The organism is Massilia sp. DJPM01, from assembly GCF_030348125.1.
In the GTDB taxonomy this organism is placed as follows: Bacteria; Pseudomonadota; Gammaproteobacteria; order Burkholderiales; family Burkholderiaceae_D; genus Telluria_A; species Telluria_A frigida.
In genome coordinates this window covers 97,121-113,951 of sequence record NZ_JAQOZV010000011.1, presented here as the reverse complement: position 1 = coordinate 113,951, position 16,831 = coordinate 97,121, and the positions used below count along the sequence as shown (strand labels likewise).

General features: G+C 64.3%; 10 protein-coding genes. 8 read left to right on the top strand and 2 right to left on the bottom strand.

Annotated features, from left to right (window positions below):
• Positions 1–158: 158 nt before the first annotated feature.
• The 8 genes from PO883_RS10065 (at position 159) to PO883_RS10030 (ending at position 12,850) form a co-directional block, all read left to right on the top strand.
• Positions 159–1,727, top strand: coding sequence for an ATP-binding protein (locus tag PO883_RS10065; protein WP_289309624.1), 1,569 nt, complete (start codon positions 159–161; stop codon positions 1,725–1,727).
• Entirely contained in the window at positions 1,724–2,413 is a 690-nt protein-coding gene (locus PO883_RS10060) for a response regulator (RefSeq protein WP_289309623.1), read from the top strand. The genes PO883_RS10065 and PO883_RS10060 overlap by 4 nt, the downstream gene beginning before the upstream one ends.
• A 137-nt stretch (positions 2,414–2,550) precedes the next feature.
• The gene (locus PO883_RS10055; protein WP_289309622.1) at positions 2,551–7,185 is read left to right on the top strand and encodes an S-layer family protein; all 4,635 of its coding nucleotides are present in this window, start codon (positions 2,551–2,553) and stop codon (positions 7,183–7,185) included.
• Positions 7,186–7,356: 171 nt separating this feature from the next.
• Entirely contained in the window at positions 7,357–8,277 is a 921-nt protein-coding gene (locus tag PO883_RS10050; protein WP_289309621.1) for an STM4015 family protein, read from the top strand.
• A gap of 33 nt (positions 8,278–8,310) precedes the next feature.
• The gene (locus tag PO883_RS10045) at positions 8,311–9,570 is read left to right on the top strand and encodes an STM4014 family protein (protein WP_289309620.1); all 1,260 of its coding nucleotides are present in this window, start codon (positions 8,311–8,313) and stop codon (positions 9,568–9,570) included.
• Positions 9,560–10,393: an STM4013/SEN3800 family hydrolase gene (locus tag PO883_RS10040; RefSeq protein ID WP_289309619.1), complete on the top strand. Its 834-nt coding sequence runs from the start codon at positions 9,560–9,562 to the stop codon at positions 10,391–10,393. The genes PO883_RS10045 and PO883_RS10040 overlap by 11 nt, the downstream gene beginning before the upstream one ends.
• On the top strand, positions 10,390–11,769 hold the full coding sequence (locus PO883_RS10035; protein ID WP_289309618.1) for an STM4012 family radical SAM protein: 1,380 nt from the start codon (positions 10,390–10,392) through the stop codon (positions 11,767–11,769). Before PO883_RS10040 ends, PO883_RS10035 begins: the two co-directional genes overlap by 4 nt.
• Before the next feature lie 145 nt (positions 11,770–11,914).
• Positions 11,915–12,850 (top strand): STM4011 family radical SAM protein, encoded by a 936-nt coding sequence (locus PO883_RS10030; protein ID WP_289309617.1) that lies wholly within the window; start codon positions 11,915–11,917, stop codon positions 12,848–12,850.
• Positions 12,851–12,994: 144 nt separating this feature from the next.
• Here the strand turns inward: PO883_RS10030 and PO883_RS10025 are convergent, their stop codons facing one another.
• Together PO883_RS10025 and PO883_RS10020 are read right to left on the bottom strand one after the other, a co-directional pair.
• The gene (locus PO883_RS10025) at positions 12,995–14,239 is read right to left on the bottom strand and encodes a PepSY domain-containing protein (protein WP_289309616.1); all 1,245 of its coding nucleotides are present in this window, start codon (positions 14,237–14,239) and stop codon (positions 12,995–12,997) included.
• Between the two features lies 1 nt (position 14,240).
• A complete protein-coding gene (locus tag PO883_RS10020; RefSeq protein ID WP_289309615.1) occupies positions 14,241–16,412 on the bottom strand; it encodes a TonB-dependent siderophore receptor in 2,172 nt (723 codons plus the stop codon).
• Between the last annotated feature and the right edge of the window lie 419 nt (positions 16,413–16,831).

The following is a 16,831-nucleotide window of genomic DNA, read 5'->3' as shown; positions in this document are numbered from 1 at the left end:
GTGATGGCCGGTGCAGTATATCGCCATGCGCCTTAGTGACGCAGCAACAACTTTCCATGTGCAGATTGCTTTTAGGAATTGATAGTTTCGGATAGAATTGCTTTTTCCTGCGTACTGACGCGCGCGCTTTCCCGAGGTACGCTGTTGTTCACTTTCCCATGACCTTACGCTGGCACAGCACGCCCCTGGCGCGCACGGTCCTGGTTTGCCTGGTGGTCGGGGCGACCTGCCTGCGGCTGGACTGGCTTGCCACGCAGTCCTTCCATGCGCGCGAGCACGCACGGGTGGCCGAACATGTCGCCGCGCTGCGCTCGATGCTGGAACAGCGCCTGCACCTGCATCTGGCGCCGCTGGCGGCCGGGGCGGCCGTGATCCAGCTGAAACCGGATTTGACGCCGCAGCAATTCCAGCGTCTTGGCCAGAGCTTGCTCAAGGATGCGCCCGCCGTGCGCACCCTGGCGCTGTCGCCGCATGCCGTGGTGCGCGATGTGTTTCCTCCCGAGCAAGCGCGCGAGCTGCATGCGATGCCCGGGGTGGAGCAAAGCGCGCGCGACGGCACGCTGCGGCTGGCCGGACCGATGCGGCTCAGCGATGGCGCGCTCGGCATCGTGGCGCGCCGCCCGGTCTACCTGGACCCGGACAGCCGCCTGCAATTCTGGGGGTTTGTCAGCGCGGTGATCGATTACGAACGCTTCATCGTGCTGGCGCGGCCCCTGCTGGCGGCGCCGGATATCGACATCGCGCTGCGCCATGTCAGTCCCTCCGGCGCGCCGGGGGCCGCTTTCCACGGTGTGCCCGCCACCTTTGATGGACTGGCGGAAACGGCGCTGATCTCCACCCCCGACGGTTTCTGGCAGGTCGGCGCGCGCCTGCGCGGCGGCTGGGACCAGCCGCGCCCGTACTCGCTGGCGCTGCGCCTGCTGATGCTGGCCGTCCTGCTGGTCACCGGCACGGCCACGTGGCTGCTGCGTGCCCGTGGTTTGCGCAACAAAATGCTGCTGCGCAAACTGGAGTCGGGCGAGGCGGCCAGGGTGCAGTGGGTGGCCGACACCTCGCACGAGTTGCGCACGCCGATCACGATCCTGGCGACCCACCTGGATGCCATGCAGGACGGCATCATCGCGCCCACGCCGGCCAAGCTGGCGGTACTGTCGGACACGGTCAAGGAGATGGAGAGGCTGGTATCCGACCTGCACGTACTGGCGCGCGCCGACGCGGGTGCGCAGGCACTGCGCTGCGAACCCGTCGATCTGGCCGAGCTGTGCGGCGAGGTGGCGGCCGCCTTCGCGCCGCGCCTGGCCAGCCATCCGCTGCGCTACAGCCTGGCTGACACCTTGCCGGCCGGCTGCGTGGCGCAGGGCGACCGCCAGCGTCTGGGCCAGGTGCTGGCCAATTTGCTGGGCAATTCCCTGCGCTACACCGATGCCGGCGGCCAGCTGCGGGTGGCGCTGGCGCTGGAAGGCCAGCAGATCGTCATCCGTGTCGAGGATTCCGCCCCCGGCGTGCCGGATGCCGCGCTGGGGCGCCTGTTCGAGCGTTTCTACCGCGTCGACGAGTCGCGCAGCCGGGCCAGCGGCGGTTCCGGGCTGGGCCTGGCAATCTGCGAGGCCATCGTGGCCGGCCACGGAGGCCGCATGCAGGCCAGCCATTCGGCGCTGGGCGGCCTGTGCATCGACATCCTGCTGCCGGCCCACGCGCCGCGCGCCCACCACGGAGATTGCCCATGACATTGCCCCTCGTTTTGCTGGTCGAGGATGAGCCGCGCATTGCCGAGATTCAGCTTGCCTACCTGCGCCAGGCCGGCATGCGCACCGAGCACCTGCTGCGCGGCGACGAGGTGGTCGACTGGGTGCGCGCCAACAGGCCCGACCTGGTGCTGCTCGACCTGATGCTGCCCGGCCTGGATGGCACCGCCGTGTGCGGCCAGTTGCGCGCCTTTACCGACGTGCCGGTGATCATGGTCACCGCGCGGGTGGAGGAAATCGACCGCCTGCTCGGTTTCGACGTGGGGGCCGACGATTATCTGTGCAAGCCGTTCAGCCCGCGCGAGCTGGTGGCGCGCGCGCAGGTCTGCTTGCGCCGGCGCGGCAAGACTGCGGCCGGAGCGCGCACGCCGACCAGCGCACTGTCGATCGACGAGGAACGCCAGTGCGCCACCTGGAACGGGGCGCGGCTGGAGTTGACGGCGCAGCAATTCCGCCTGCTGAGCGTGATGGCGCGCCAGCCGGGCCGTATTTTTTCACGCGCGCAACTGCTGGAACTGGCGTTCGAGGCTGGCAGCGAGCGCTTCGACCGCGCCATCGATAGCCAGATCAAGAATCTGCGCAAAAAGCTGTCCCTGCAGGTTGCGGACCAGGAATTGATTCATTCGGTGTACGGCGTCGGCTACCGCTTCGAATACCAGCCAGCCTGATCGCCATAGCGGGCGCCCTCCTGGAGGCCATGCCCGAATCCATCATTGCTCCACATTTCGCCATCATTGCACCACATTTGCTCTTCAATATGCAGGCTCGGCACATATCGATGCCATCCATGCACCAGGGAGAGAAAATGAGTTTTGGAAAATGGGTCAAGAAAACAGTCAACAAGGTCGGCAAGTCGTTTAGCGATGTCGTCAACGACACGGTCAAGGATATCGGCAGTGGCATCGACGACATCGGCAAGAGTTTCGACGACATGGGCGACGCGGCGCGCGGTATTGCCGAGGACATCGCCAAACTGGGCTATACCAAGAAAAATTTCGGCAACGGTAACGACAATTTCACGTCCAGTTCGGTAGGCGGCAACTTTTTGTATGGGGGCGGCGGCAACGATACCCTGCGCGTCACGGCCGGGGCGTACAACGTGCTCAAGGGCGAAGATGGCGACGATACGCTCAGCGTGCAGGTCGGCGGCTACAACAAGCTCGACGGCGGCAACGGCAACGACAACCTGTCCGTCAGCGCGGGCGCCGATAACATCCTGATCGGCGGCGAAGGCGACGATACCATCTCGATCGGGGCCGGCGCGAGCGCCGAGATCGATGGCGGCGGCGGCAACGACCGCATCAGCGTGGCGGCCGGCGGCGCGGTCAAGGTGACCGACTGGAACGGCAACAACACCATCAGCTACAACGCCTTGTCGGGATCGGTCAACACGGGCGGCGGCAACGATACCGTCACCGGCACCGGCGGCAAGAACACCATCAATACCAATGATGGCGACGACAAGGTCGACATGAGCGGCGTGAGCAACACGGTGAACGTGGGCAACGGCAACAATACCGTCAACCTGGGCGGCGGCAGCAATGTGGTCAACGCCGGCAACGGCAGCGACCGCATCACGGTTGGCGGCGGCCGGAATGTGGTCAACGCGGGCGATGGCGCCAACGTCATCAAGGCCGATGGCATCGCCAACAAGATCGCGACCGGCAGCGGCGCCGACAAGGTGACCGTGGGTGCCGTGTCGAACGAGATCAGTACCGGCGCGGGCAACGATGACGTCATTGCCAGCAGCGCCAGCAACATCATCGATACGGGCGACGGCAACGATACGGTCAAGGTCGACGGCGCATCGAACATTGTTCGCACCGGCAACAACGACGATAGCGTCAATGCAACGGGCGGCTCGAATGTGCTGGAACTGGGCAGCGGCAACAACAGCGCCAATGCGGCCGGCTTGTCGAACGTCATCAAGGCGGGCGATGGCAATGACAGCGTGGTGGCCATGGGCGGCGTCAACACCGTTTCGCTCGCCCACGGCGACAACAGCGTCACCGTCGGTGGCGGCGCCAACATCGTGACGACCGGCAATGGCAACGACCAGATCAACGCTGACGGCGGCAGCAATACTTTGACCATCGGCAACGGCAGCGACAAGCTGGTGGCGCTGGGCGGCATCAACGTGGTGGTTGCGGGCGATGGCAACGACAACCTCATCGCCGGTGGCGGCGCCAACGTGATCGGCAGTGGCGGCGGCAGCAACAGCGTCCTGGTGGGTGGCTTGCTGAACGTGGTCTACAGCGGCGGCGGCAGCAACAAGGTCGGCGCACTCGGCAATACCAACGCGCTGGTGAGCAATGGCGCGTCGAACCTGCTGGCGGCGGTCGGCAATACCAATGTGGTGCTGGCCAACGGCGGCAAGAATACCGTGCTGGCGGCCGGCATGGGCAATCTGGTCGCCAGCACGGTCGGCGGCAACACGGTCGCGGCGGTCGGCGGCGCCAATGTCATCCTGACCGAAGTGGGCGGGATGCTCGATGCCGCCAGCGGCGGCCTGGGCAAGGTGCTGGCCGGCGCGGTGCCGGACAAGACCATTGCCACGGCGATCAACAGCGCCACCGGCAAGCTGAGCGCCGCCATCCAGAGCGGCAGCGGCAAGGATGTGGTGATCGCGGTCGGCGGCACCAACGTAATTTATACAGGCGCGCAGGACGATGTGGTCGCTGCCATCGGCGGCAATAACGTGCTGCTGGCCAATGGCGGCAATAACGTCAGCACGGCCATCGGCTCGAATAACCTGATGATCAATAGCGCCGGCAACAACGTGATCACGACTCTGGGCAGCGCAAATGTGGTGCTGACCGGCGTGGGCGAGGGCATCACCGACCTGGCCAAAAAACTGGACAAGGCCGTGTCCGGCAGCGCCACCAGCGCGATTTCCAAATTCCTCGGCAACACCTTGGCCAAGGGCGACGGCAATGACATCGTCACCGCCATCGGCTCGGCCAACGTGGTCTACACCGGCACCGGCAACGATGTCGTCACCACGCTGGGCTCGACCAACGTGGTGTGGGCAGGCGCGGGCAACGACGTGGTGACCACGGCTGGCTCGAACAATATCGTGTGGGCCGACGCTGGCGTGGATCTCGTCAGCGCTGCAGGCAACAATAACCTGATCGTGACCGGCAATTATGCAGAGGTGGCAGCCACCGCCGTCGGCCTGGTCGATGCGGTCGCCGCTGGCGTCGCGGCCATCGATCTGGTCGGCAAGGCCGGCCTGGCTGGCGCGGCCAGCAGCCAGGGCGGCACGGAAGTGGTCACCGTGATGGGCAAGAACAATGTGGTGGTCGGCGCCAGCGGCGCGACCGTGATCACTGCGCTGGGCAGCAATAATCTGCTGGTGACCGGCGCCGGTGACGATGTCATCAGCGCGGCCGGCAGCAAGACCGGCATCGTGGCCGGTGCCGGCAACGATGTGGTGACCGCGCTCGGCTCGACCAACGTGGTCGTGGCGGGCGAGGGCAACAACGTCGTCACCGCCATCGGCAAGGGCAACCTGCTCAGCGGCGGAAGCGGCAACGATGTGCTCACGGCGATTGCGGTCGGCTCCGCCGGCACCACCAAATCGAACCTGAACGTGGTGCTCGGCGGCGACGGCAACAATGTCATGACCGTGGTCGGCAAGGACAATATCGCCATCAGCGGCAGCGGCAAGGATGTGCTGGTCATGGCATCGTACGGCTCGCAAGAGAAAACGACCGAAACCGGCAAGGAAGGCGCCGATACCACGACCACCAGCACCACCAAGTTCGACACCCAGTCGAACGTGGCCTGGACCGGCGGCGGCGACGACACCGCCGTGCTGTACGGCTCCCACAATGTGCTGGTCGCCGACAGCGGCAACGATACCGTGATCGTGGTCAATGCCGGCAGCAAGCTCGATTACAAGAGCGAAACGACGAATGGCGCCAATGAAGTGGTGTCGTCGACCAAGGTCAGCGCCGATACGGGCTTTAATTTCGTGCACACCGGCAGCGGCAACGATACGCTGGTGCTGGCCGGCACCACCACCATCGGCATGGGCGGCGAGGGCAATGACTTGATCGTCACCGCGGCGCAAAACAATATCGCCATCGGCGGTGCGGGCAATGACGTCATCATCGGCTTGTCGGAAATGACGGTCTTCAATGCGGTGGAAAGCCTGGTCGAGAACGACTTCGAGTCGGCCGGCGACTGGATCGGCGGAGCCATGAACTACAACTTTGTCTCGTCCCAGGTCAAGGCATTGACCAGCGGCAGCCTGAGCAAGCTCAATCTCGTCGGCAACGTGTTGCTGGGCGGCGAGGGCAACGATACCGTGTTCGCCACCAATGCCGGCACCTACATCAGCGGCGGCAATGGCGACGACGTGATGATGGGCATGGGCTGGGGTGTCATTACCCAGTTGCTGGGCAAGGATGCGAGCAAGCTGAACGGCGCCTGGACGTCGATGAGTGGCGGCTTTGCCGACCTCAGCAAGTATGTGGGCGACACCATGCTCAAGGACCTGTCGAGCGGCTGGGACCAGATGGGCGCGGGCATCAAGGCCAAGCTGGCGGCGGCAACCAGCAGCGCCGGCAGCCTGGGCGCGAGCCTGGACGGCGTGAGCGGCAAGGCGCTCGACGCGGTGTCGAGCGTGAGCGGGCTGGAACTGAGCGATTTCAGCGTCGCCGGTGGCCTGAAAAGCGCGGTCAATGGCGTGTCGGGCGGCGTGAACAGCGCGGTGGCGGGCATCGGCAAGGGCTTCAGCTATGCGGCCGACGCCGATGTGGCGGGCGCCTTGGCGGATAGCGCGAGCTTCCTCAGCAGCAAGGTTGCCGTGGGCAGCGAGGCGACCTTCGATGGGCTGGAGTGGCTGACCGACAAGCTGGGCATCGACATGAACTTCGGCAATTTCAATGGCGCCGAAGGCCTGGTCGGCGGCTTCCTCGCGTATCTGATCGGCTACAAATATGCGGGCGACAACGACTTGCATGGCGGCGCCGGTAACGACACCTTGTACAGCGGCATGGGCAACGATGACTTGCGCGGCGACAGCGGCACCGATACCTACGTTATCTCGATGGGCGACGGCAAGGACACGATCTATGAAACCGCGGGCGGCAATGACATCATCAAGTTCGCGGCCAACAGCATTTTCTCGGGCGTGAAGATGGAGGCGGCCGGCGTCAAGGCCAGTTTCAGCGGCAAGGACCTGGTGCTCAATTACGTCAACGACAAGGTCTCCTTCGCCAAGGTCATCATCGCCGACTATGCCAGCGTCGACCTGAAGGAAGTGCAGGTGATCGACCAGGCCGGCGCCCTCGTGTCTACTATTGGTATGCATAGCCTGATCGCCGGCGCTGGCGACAGCGACCCGTACGCGATGACCTCGGTGTGGACAGTGAACCATCTCGATGCCTTCGCCGAGCTCATTCTCGTGGGCACGCACCAGCAGGCGGCATAAAGCGGCTTGGCCGGGACAAAAAACGCAGCGCGCGCAAGCCGCTGCGTTTTTTTGTTGCTGGCCCTGTCGCGCGGCGTAGGCAAGGCAGTAATCTTTCCATCAGCATGGTAAAATTTCAAGATTGCCAGGGCGATTGGCGCCATCGGCCTCTACTTTTTCCGGACGCACAACATGTCGATTTCAGAAAGCACTGTCACCTTTTTCAACAGGACGGTCACCGAGTACGATGGCGAAGAACCGGTCGAGTTGTCCGACCATATCGTCTACCGTTTGTCACTCGACTACGACGACGAGCGCACGATGACGGAACTGATCGAAGAGTTCCTCGGCCGCGTCGACAAATCCCAGCTCGACGCGCTCATTATCGGCAAGTGGAGCGATGACTGCGATGAGAGTTCGGAGTCCATCGTCAATCTCCTGGTCGCGCATGCGGCCGAGCTGCCCGCGATGCGCGCCCTGTTCATCGGCGACATGACGTATGAAGAGTGCGAAATTTCCTGGATCATGCAGAGCGACGTGACGCCGCTGCTGAACGCGTTTCCGCTGCTGGAAGAGTTCCGCGTGCGCGGTTCCAACCATCTGGAAATTCAACCGTTCACCCACGCGCACCTGCGCAAGCTGGTGATCGAAAGCGGCGGCTTGCCGTCCGAACTGGTCGAAGCGCTGACGGCATCGACCATACCGGCGCTGACCCATCTGGAGCTGTGGCTGGGCACCGATGAATATGGTTTCTCCGGGAGCGTGGACCTGTACCAGCGCCTGGTGGCCAAGCTGCGCACCCCGACCCTGGAATACCTGGGCTTGCGCGATGCCTCCATCGCCGACGAACTGGCCGAGTGGCTGGCGCAAGACGAGGTGGTCGCTTGCCTGGACACGCTCGACCTGTCGCTCGGCATCCTCGGTGACGTCGGCGCCGAAGCCTTGTTCAACAGCCCGTACGTGCCCAAGCTGCAAACCCTGGACCTGGAACACCACTACATTTCCGAAGCGTGGCAGGAAAAGCTCAAGACCTTGCCGATCACGGTCGACCTGTCCGATCCGCAAGAGATCGACGACGAGGACGACTCACGCTACGTGGCCGTCTCCGAGTAAGGTGGCGCCACTGTCCGAGCCGGGCTGGCGCGCATGCTAGACGGCATCCATGGCGAACGCAGGCCGGACGGCGAGCCGAAAGGCAAGCCGAACGCCGATCCGAACGCCGATCCGAACGGCGATCCGAACGGAAAGCCGAACGCCGATCCGAACGGCGATCCGAACGGCAAGCCGAACGGCAAGCCGAACGGCAAGCCCTTCGTGTTGTTGGGTGTGCGTGGCGGCAAGCGGGAAAAGCTGGCCCAGGCGGGGCGTGCCGCGCTCGGCCTGCCTGCGGCGGAACTCGTCGATTGGGCCGAGTGGCTGGAACAGCCGGCGCTGCTGAGCGCCAGACTGGCCAGGGAGCCGTGCGTGTTCAAGATTGACTCGCCGGGCGACGATGCGCGCCTGCACGATATGCTGATCCGCCTGGGCTGCAAGGAGCTTGGCCTCGGCATGCCGCGCTTGCCTGATCGCGGGGAAATTTCCGTATCCGGTGCATGGTTCGCCGGGTTCACCCAGGCCCTGCGGGGCTTGGCGGCGGAGCTTTCGGCGCTGCCCCATGTCCAAACGATGAACGCGCCGCATGAGCTGCTGCTGATGACGGACAAGCTGGCTTGCCAGCAGCACTTTGCTGCGCGCGGCATTCCGGTTCCCCGTTTGCTCGGTCCCATCGAGGGGTATGCGCACCTGCGCGCCGTTCTCGACGAGCACGGTCTCAATCAAGTTTTCCTGAAAACGCGCTACGGATCGAGCGCGTCCGGCGTGGTGGCGTACCGCCGCAACAGCCGCGGGGCCGAGCAAGCCACCAGTTCCGCCGACCTCGTGCACGGGGAGGGCGGGGCGCGTCTCTACAACGTCAAGCGCTTGCGCAGCTACAATGCGCAGGCCGATATTGTGCAACTGGTCGACTTGCTGGCGGGCCAGCAAACCTACGCCGAAGCGTGGATTCCCAAACCGCGCCACGGCGATGGCCATTACGACGTGCGCGTGGTGACCCTGGGCGGCCAGCCGGCGCACCGGGTGGCGCGGGTCGGCACGCGCATGATGACCAATCTGCACCTCGACAACCAGCGCGCCGACGTGGCGAGCTTGCTGGGTGAAAAGGATCATGCCGCGCTGGAACAGACCGCGCGCGCGGCAGCCGCTACTTTTCCGCAAAGCCACGTCATCGGCCTCGATATCGTCGTGCGCAAGGAACGCGCTCACGTGCTCGAAGCGAATGCCTTCGGCGACCTGCTGCCCAAGCTGTTGTGGCAGGGGCACGATACCTATGCCGCACAGTGGCACACCTTCGCATCCCATGAAGCCTGATCCACGCTCGATTCCCGACATGAACCGGGTGGTCGGCAGTCATGACATTGTGTTCATCACGCTCGACACCCTGCGCTACGACGTGGCCCAGCGGATGTACGAGGCGGGCGAGCTGCCGGTGCTCGGACCGCATTTGCCGCCCGGCGGCTGGGAATGCCGGCACAGCCCGGCCAGCTTTACCTATGCGGCCCATCACGCGTTTTTTGCCGGCTTTTTGCCCACGCCCGACCGTCCCGGACGGCATCCGCGCCTGTTCGCGACCGCTTTTCGCGGCAGCGAGACGACCTCGGCCCACACCCACGAATTTGCGCAGGAGAGCGTACCGGCCGGGCTGGCTGGCGCTGGCTACCGTACCATCTGCATCGGCGGGGTCGGCTTCTTCAACAAGGAAACGGCACTCGGCTGCGTCTTGCCGGGCATGTTCCAGGAGAGCCACTGGAAGCGCTCGCTGGGCGTGGAAGGCCGCGACTCGACCGAGCGCCAGGTGGCGCTGGCGATTGCGCGTTTGAATGCGCTGGGCCAGCAGCGGGTGTTCTTGTTTATCAACGTCGCGGCTATCCATGCGCCCAATCGTGGCTACCTGCCGGGCTGCAAGAGCGACAATCTCGACAGCCACGCCGCGGCGCTACGCTATGTGGACGGGGCGCTGGCGCCCCTGTTCGCCGCCTGCGCGGCGCGGGCGCCGACGTTTGCCATCGTCTGCTCCGACCACGGCAGCGCCTACGGTGAAGATGGCTTTCGCGGCCATCGCATCGCTCACGAAACCGTATGGAACGTTCCATACGCACATTTCTTTATCGACTTTAAGGGAACGACGCCATGAACCATCCCGCCACACCCGGCACGCTCGCCCAGCGCATGCGTCACACGCCGTACCAGGCGTATTCCTATTCCTATCCGCACAAGGCGGCCTACCGAACGCTGGCGGCGCCAGCCTCGCTGGAGGATTTATGGGCCGGACAGGACCGTTCGGCCCTGTTCGCCTATATCCACATCCCGTTCTGCGAAATGCGCTGCGGTTTCTGTAATCTGTTTGCGATGGCACGTCCGCAACCGGACATGGTGGAACGTTATGTGGCGCAGGTGGTCCAACAGATGCGTGTACTCGACAAGGTGCTGGGCGAGCGCAAGTTTGCGCGTTTTGCGCTCGGCGGCGGCACGCCCACGTTCTTGTCGGCGGCGCAGTTGCAAACGCTGCTCGACGGCGCGCGCGATATCCTGGGCATCGATTTGCAGACCACGCCGGCCGGCATCGAAGCCTCGCCCGAAACCGTGACGCCGGAGCGCATGGCGGTGTGCCGCAGCATGGGCATCGACCGTGTCAGCCTGGGCATCCAGAGCTTTGCGGCGGGCGAGATGCGGTCGCTGGCGCGGCCGCAGCAGAACGAGGTGGTGACGCGGGCGATCGGCTATATCCGCGATGCGGGTTTCCCGACGCTCAACCTCGACCTGATTTACGGCATTGGCGGGCAGACGGTGGAGAGCCTGCTGGCGTCGATCGACAGTGCGCTGGCGTTCAAGCCGGAGGAGTTGTATCTGTATCCCTTGTACGTGCGCCAGCATACGGGGCTGGGCAAGATTGCCAACAGAAAGGGGGCCGCTTCATTCGATCCGATTGTGCTCAATCAAGAAGGCGACAGCCGTATGCAATTGTACGAGGCGGCGCGCGACCATTTGCGCGCGCGTGGCTACGTGCAGGTGTCGATGCGCATGTTCCGCGCACCCCATGCGCCTGATGACGCGGGGCCGTCCTATTGCTGCCAGAACGATGGCATGGTGGGTTTGGGTACCGGTGCGCGTTCGTACACGCGGGACCTGCATTATTCGACCGATTACGCGGTCGGGCGGGCCGACACGATCGGCATCATCGACAGTTACCTGGCGCTGGACGCCGACAGTTTTACCCATGCGCACCATGGTTTTGCACTTGGGCCGGACGAGCAGCGGCGCCGCTATGTGATCCAGTCGCTGCTGACCGATCCGGGGCTCGATCCGGCGGCGTATACGCAGCGTTTCGGCGGCGATTGCATGCAGGATTTGCCGCAGTTGCATGAGCTGGGCGAGCTGGGCTTGCTGGAAGAGGGCAGTGCGATGCTGCGCCTGAACGACCGCGGGTATGAATACGCCGACACCATTGGTCCGTGGCTGGCGTCGGAAGGCGTGCGCCTGCTGATGGCTGACGGCGGCACGACATGCTGAGCATTTGTCTGGGCGAGCGGTATTGGGTGGGCAATTCCGGCGCCATCCCGCACCCGAATGAGCGGAGCGTTGGCGGCGCAGTCCGGGGTGGACCGTGGCTCGCCCCGCAAGGCGTACGCCTGCCGATGATCGACGGCGGCACGGCATGCTGAGCATGTTGCCGGCTGCCGCGCTTGGGCAAGCGCAAGGGGCGCAAGCGCCCGTGCAGCCGCCGCTGTTGTCGCTGCTGTATCGGGGCACTCTGTCGGGATGCAATTACGACTGTGCCTACTGCCCCTTCGCCAAGCGGCGCGACAGCCGGGCCACGCTTGCCCGCGATGCACTCGAAGTGGCGCGTTTTGTCGCCTGGGTGGGTGCGCAAGAGCGGCCCATCAGCGTGCTGTTCACCCCGTGGGGAGAGGGCATGATCCGGCGCCACTATCGCGATGCCATCACGGCCCTGTCCGGCATGGCGCACGTGCGGCAGGTGGCGATCCAGACCAATCTGTCGGGGCCGCTGGCCTGGCTGGAACAGGCCGACAAACGCAAGGTGGGGCTGTGGTGCACTTACCATCCGAGCCAGGTGCGGATGGAGCGCTTCGTCGAGCGTTGCGAGCGGCTGGAGCGGATGGGCGTTCATTTTTCGGTGGGCATCGTGGCGATGCGCGAGCATTTCGACGCTATCCGCGCCTTGCGCGCCGCGCTGCCGCAACAGCATTATCTCTGGCTTAACGCCTACGACCGGCGTGGACCGGCGTACTACCAGCCCGAGGATCTGGCGTGGCTCGATGCCATGGACCCGTGGTTCGGCTACAGCCGTAATCCCGAGATGTCGCGCGGGAAAGCGTGCCGCGCCGGGTCGGAAGCGCTCTCAGTTGATGGCGATGGCGAAGTGCAGCGCTGCCATTTCGTGCCGCAGCGGCTGGGCAATCTGTACGCGGATCGCCTGGACGACATGCTCGTCGAAAAGCCGTGCAGCCGCCTGAGGAAATGCGACTGCTATATCGGTTATGTGCACCGCCAGGACTTGCCGTTTTATGATGACTTCGGCGCGGGTGTGCTGGCGCGGATTCCATTGAGGCTAGTGCCGGTGCGGGGTTGAATTTCATTGCTGCCCGATGGCCCAGATAGAGGTCTCGGCAGGCTAACTGGCTAGCGCAAGCATTTGGAGTAAGTCGCTCCATGCCATAAATTACTGAACGAAAATGCCCCGCTCTACATCCTGCGGGGCGCCATTGCACGCGATTTACTCAAGCACGGTTGCGCTTCCCTGGCGTACCGGTTGCAGCGCTGGTGCGGGAACGGTGCGCGTCACCAGCCGCGCGCGCCGCTTGCGCACCCAGATGATCACCCCCGTCACGCTCAGCATGGCCACCATCACGCCCAGGAAGGACAGGATGATACGGCCGGTCAGGCCTGCAATCCGCCCGGAGTGCAGGGGGAACTGGAGTTGCAGGAAGATATCGCCCGCGCTGCCGGTACCGGGTACGCGGTCGGCGATCAGCCTGCCATCCTTGCCGTCGAAATAGAGCCAGGGGTTGCCCAGGCCGACATCGCCGTGGTCGTTGCCCGGCTCAAAGAAACCGACCCCGTACAGCCCGAATGCCGACGCGTAAAACACCCCGCCGACCGGCGCTGTCCAGCCGCGTTTGGTCCCTTCGACGCGCGCCAGCGCCGCCACCTCGTTGCGGCTGAGAAGTGCCGGTATCGGTTTGTCCGGCGGATTCATGGTCCGGCTGGAGAAGGCATCCGGGCTCAGTGTGGAGACGGCGGACACCAGCGGCCGCACCACGGGATCGGTCAGGTTCATCGACACCGAGGTGATTGCCAGCACCAGCAGCAACAGCCAGACCCACACCCCGCCGGAGCGGTGCAGGTCGAAGTTGAGCTTGTGCCCGCCGGCTTGCCAGCGGAAGGCGAAGGACTTGCGCCAACTGCGCCAGGTGGGAAACGACAGGTACAGCGCGATGACGCAATCGAGTACCCAGACCATGGCGATGATGCCCATGAACCAGATCCCCAGTTCGATGCCTTTGACTTCCGGAATATGCATCGAGTAGTGCAGCTTGTACAGGAAGGGCAGCAGGTTCTCGCGCGACAGCGAAATCTCGCCCCACTGGCGCTTGGCCTGCACCTTGCCGGTCACCGGATCGACGCCGATCTGGTTGAATCCCAGCTCGTACGGCTTGCCGGTGGCCGGATCGATCTTGCCCTCGACCGACATCATCGAGGTGTGGCCCGGCTCGACCCCGGTCATGACGTAACCGATGCGCAGGCGCGGATCGGCCGCTTCAATGGCGCGCGCCAGTTCGTTGCCGGGAATCTGGCGCTGGGCTGTCTCGCCGCTGTGGGCGTGAAACAGGTCCGGGTTCAGGGCCGCGTCCAGTTCATGGTCGAACGAGATCAGGGCGCCCGTTGCACCGGAAATGAACAGGAAGATCGCTACGCCCAGTCCGAACCAGCGGTGGAGCAAGACCAGTGCAGGGCGCATATCAGTATGTCCAGTTGAGGGTGGCGCTGGCGTTGCGTGGCGCCGCGTAATAAGCCTGGTTCCAGTACAGCGAGGTCAGGTACTTCTTATCCGTGACGTTGTTCAGGTTCAGGGCGAGCGTCACGTTGCGGTTGATCTCGTAGCGCGCCATCAGGCCCAGCACGGCGTAGCTGTCCTGGCGCGTGACGACGCCTGGCTTGTGCTCGCGCTTGATATCGCTCTGCCAGTTGAGGTTGGCGCCGACCTTGAGCTGCGGCACGGCCGGGAGGCGCCAGGTGGTCGACATGCGCAGCAGGCGGCGCGGCACGTAGGTCTTGGCGGCCTTGCCCTGGCTGTCTTCCACCTTCAGGCGGGTAAAGCCGGCGCTGGCCATCCAGCCTTTGCTCAATTCGCCCGAGAGTTCCACTTCGGCGCCGGTCGATTCGGCATCGATGCCGTGATAGTAAGCCTTGGCGCCATTCATGTCGGCCTGTTCGGCGGTATTGTTCTGGCGCGCGCGGAAGATGGCGCCGGAGAAGCTGGCCTTGCCATCGAACAGGTCGCCCTTGAAGCCGGCCTCGGCGCTGCTGCCCATGATCGGATCGAGCGCGACGCCGTTGATGTCCTGTTCGCTTTGCGGGCTGAAAATCTCGGTGTAGCTGGTGTACAGGCTGAGCTGGGGCGCCAGGTCGTAGACCAGGCCCACGTAGGGCGAGGTCTTGCTGGCCGATTTTTGCTTGCTGCTGCCGTAGGACAGGCCGCTGGAATCGGCCTTGGTCGCGTTAAAGCCGGCCAGCAGCTTGAGCTTGTCGGCCAGCGCGAAGCGTGCCGCCGCGTACACGGTCTTGCGCGCGTCTTCGTAGCTGCTGCCGTCGAAACGGTCATCGAATTCCGGTTGCGGATAGCCGCCGGTAAAGTCGGTGGCCGCCGTGAGCGGGGTGCCGATGCCGCAGCCGTAGCCGGACAGGTCGCCCAGGCGCGAGCGCGACCAGCTGGCCCCAAAAGCCAGGTCGTGCTGGCGCCCCGCCAACGTGAACTGTCCGCTGGCGCCGATGTCGAACAAGGTCTGGCTATGATCGGAGCGGTAGGCGGACGGGTAGGAAAACAAGCCGGCGCCTGTTGCTTTGTCCGGCGTGCCGTACACGTAAAACAATTTCGAGCGGGACGATTCCTTGTTGTGGCTCAGGGTCGATTTGAGCGCCCAGCCCTGGCCCAGTTGATGATTCAGTTCGGCAAAGCTGCCGTTGGTCTTGTTATCCCAGTGCGACCAGTTGGCCGAGGTGTTGGTGCCGCTCGGGTAGTTGGTCGGGCTGCCGTCGGTGTAGTACAGGGGCAGGGCGCCCCACATGCCGCCGCTGGACTTGTTGTCTTGCCAGGCGTGGCCGATGCTGAGCAGGGTATCGCTGCCCAGTTTGGCTTCGACGATGCCGTAGGCAACGTTTTTCCTGGTGGCGTAGCGGTCCAGGTAGGAATCGCCCTGCTGGCTGACCACCACCACGCGGCCCTTGACGCTGCCGCTGTCGTTGAGCGGGCTCGACACGTCGGCATCGAGCCGGCGCGTGTCCCACGAGCCGAGGGTCAGGCCGGCGCTGGCCGCCAGGCTGGGGCCGGGACGCTTGCGGATGAAATTGACGGTGGCGGACGGGTTGCCGGTGGACGCGGCCAGGCCATTGGCGCCGCGCACGATGTCGACGCGGTCGAACAGGGCGGTGTCGAGCTTGCCCATCATGTTGCCGAATACCAGAGGCGTGCCGACCCCGTCGACCTGGAAATTGATGATGTCGAAGCCGCGCGCGACATAATAGGTGCGGTCGGTTTCGACTTTTTCGACGGTAACGCCGGTGGTGTTGGCGAGCACGTCGTTGACGTTGTCGAGACGGAAATCGTCCATGCGCGCGCGCGTGACGACCGATACCGACTGCGGGGTTTCGCGCAGGGTCAGGTTGAGTTTGCTCGCGCTATCGCTGTCGCGTGCCTGGTAGCCGTTCTGGTCGTTCGCTCCGGTGATTGTAATGACGGGCAAGACGGCCGCGTCGGGCGCCGTAACGGGCGCCGTAACGGGCGCCGTAACGGGCGCCTCGTCGGCGGCGCTGGCGGCGCCGGCATGGCCGAGCGCGAGCGACAGGGCGAGAACCAGCGGGCGCAAGCGGGGATGGGAAGACGACGGGACGGACGTGTTGATACGGCGCGGCATGCAAAAACTCCTGGAGTGAGAAAGATCGTCACTGGCTTGGAGACTGCAACCTGGCTTGTCAACGATGGGGTGCACTGCCGTAAAGACAAATGCGAATGATTCTCATTTTACCAAAAAGGGCAAGCGGGCGCAAACCTGGGGGGATGGTGATGGGCGGTGGGCAATAGTGTGTCGGCTGCGAGTGGCAGTGCATTGAAGCGGAGCATCTGCCCAGGCCCTATTGAAGGGCCATTACCAGATCGTCCCCCCCGCGCAGGCGGGAACGCATGCGTTCCCGTCCAAGGCCTGTGCATTATCGCGGGCTTCGGCCCCCGCCTGCGCGCTACACATTGCCTATATCCTTGCAACACTCAATAAAATCAAGCACTTACAGCGGCTTTCAGTGACGCAACTAGCTTCTACGTGTTTGATTTTTAAGC

What these genes read in the sequence shown, in the direction of transcription:
- PO883_RS10065 (WP_289309624.1), top strand. Translation starts at nt 159, where the DNA reads ATGACCTTACGCTGGCACAGCACGCCCCTGGCGCGCACGGTCCTGGTT.
- PO883_RS10060 (WP_289309623.1), top strand. Translation starts at nt 1,724, where the DNA reads ATGACATTGCCCCTCGTTTTGCTGGTCGAGGATGAGCCGCGCATTGCC.
- PO883_RS10055 (WP_289309622.1), top strand. Translation starts at nt 2,551, where the DNA reads ATGAGTTTTGGAAAATGGGTCAAGAAAACAGTCAACAAGGTCGGCAAG.
- PO883_RS10050 (WP_289309621.1), top strand. Translation starts at nt 7,357, where the DNA reads ATGTCGATTTCAGAAAGCACTGTCACCTTTTTCAACAGGACGGTCACC.
- PO883_RS10045 (WP_289309620.1), top strand. Translation starts at nt 8,311, where the DNA reads ATGCTAGACGGCATCCATGGCGAACGCAGGCCGGACGGCGAGCCGAAA.
- PO883_RS10040 (WP_289309619.1), top strand. Translation starts at nt 9,560, where the DNA reads ATGAAGCCTGATCCACGCTCGATTCCCGACATGAACCGGGTGGTCGGC.
- PO883_RS10035 (WP_289309618.1), top strand. Translation starts at nt 10,390, where the DNA reads ATGAACCATCCCGCCACACCCGGCACGCTCGCCCAGCGCATGCGTCAC.
- PO883_RS10030 (WP_289309617.1), top strand. Translation starts at nt 11,915, where the DNA reads ATGCTGAGCATGTTGCCGGCTGCCGCGCTTGGGCAAGCGCAAGGGGCG.
- PO883_RS10025 (WP_289309616.1), bottom strand. Translation starts at nt 14,239, where the DNA reads ATGCGCCCTGCACTGGTCTTGCTCCACCGCTGGTTCGGACTGGGCGTA.
- PO883_RS10020 (WP_289309615.1), bottom strand. Translation starts at nt 16,412, where the DNA reads ATGCCGCGCCGTATCAACACGTCCGTCCCGTCGTCTTCCCATCCCCGC.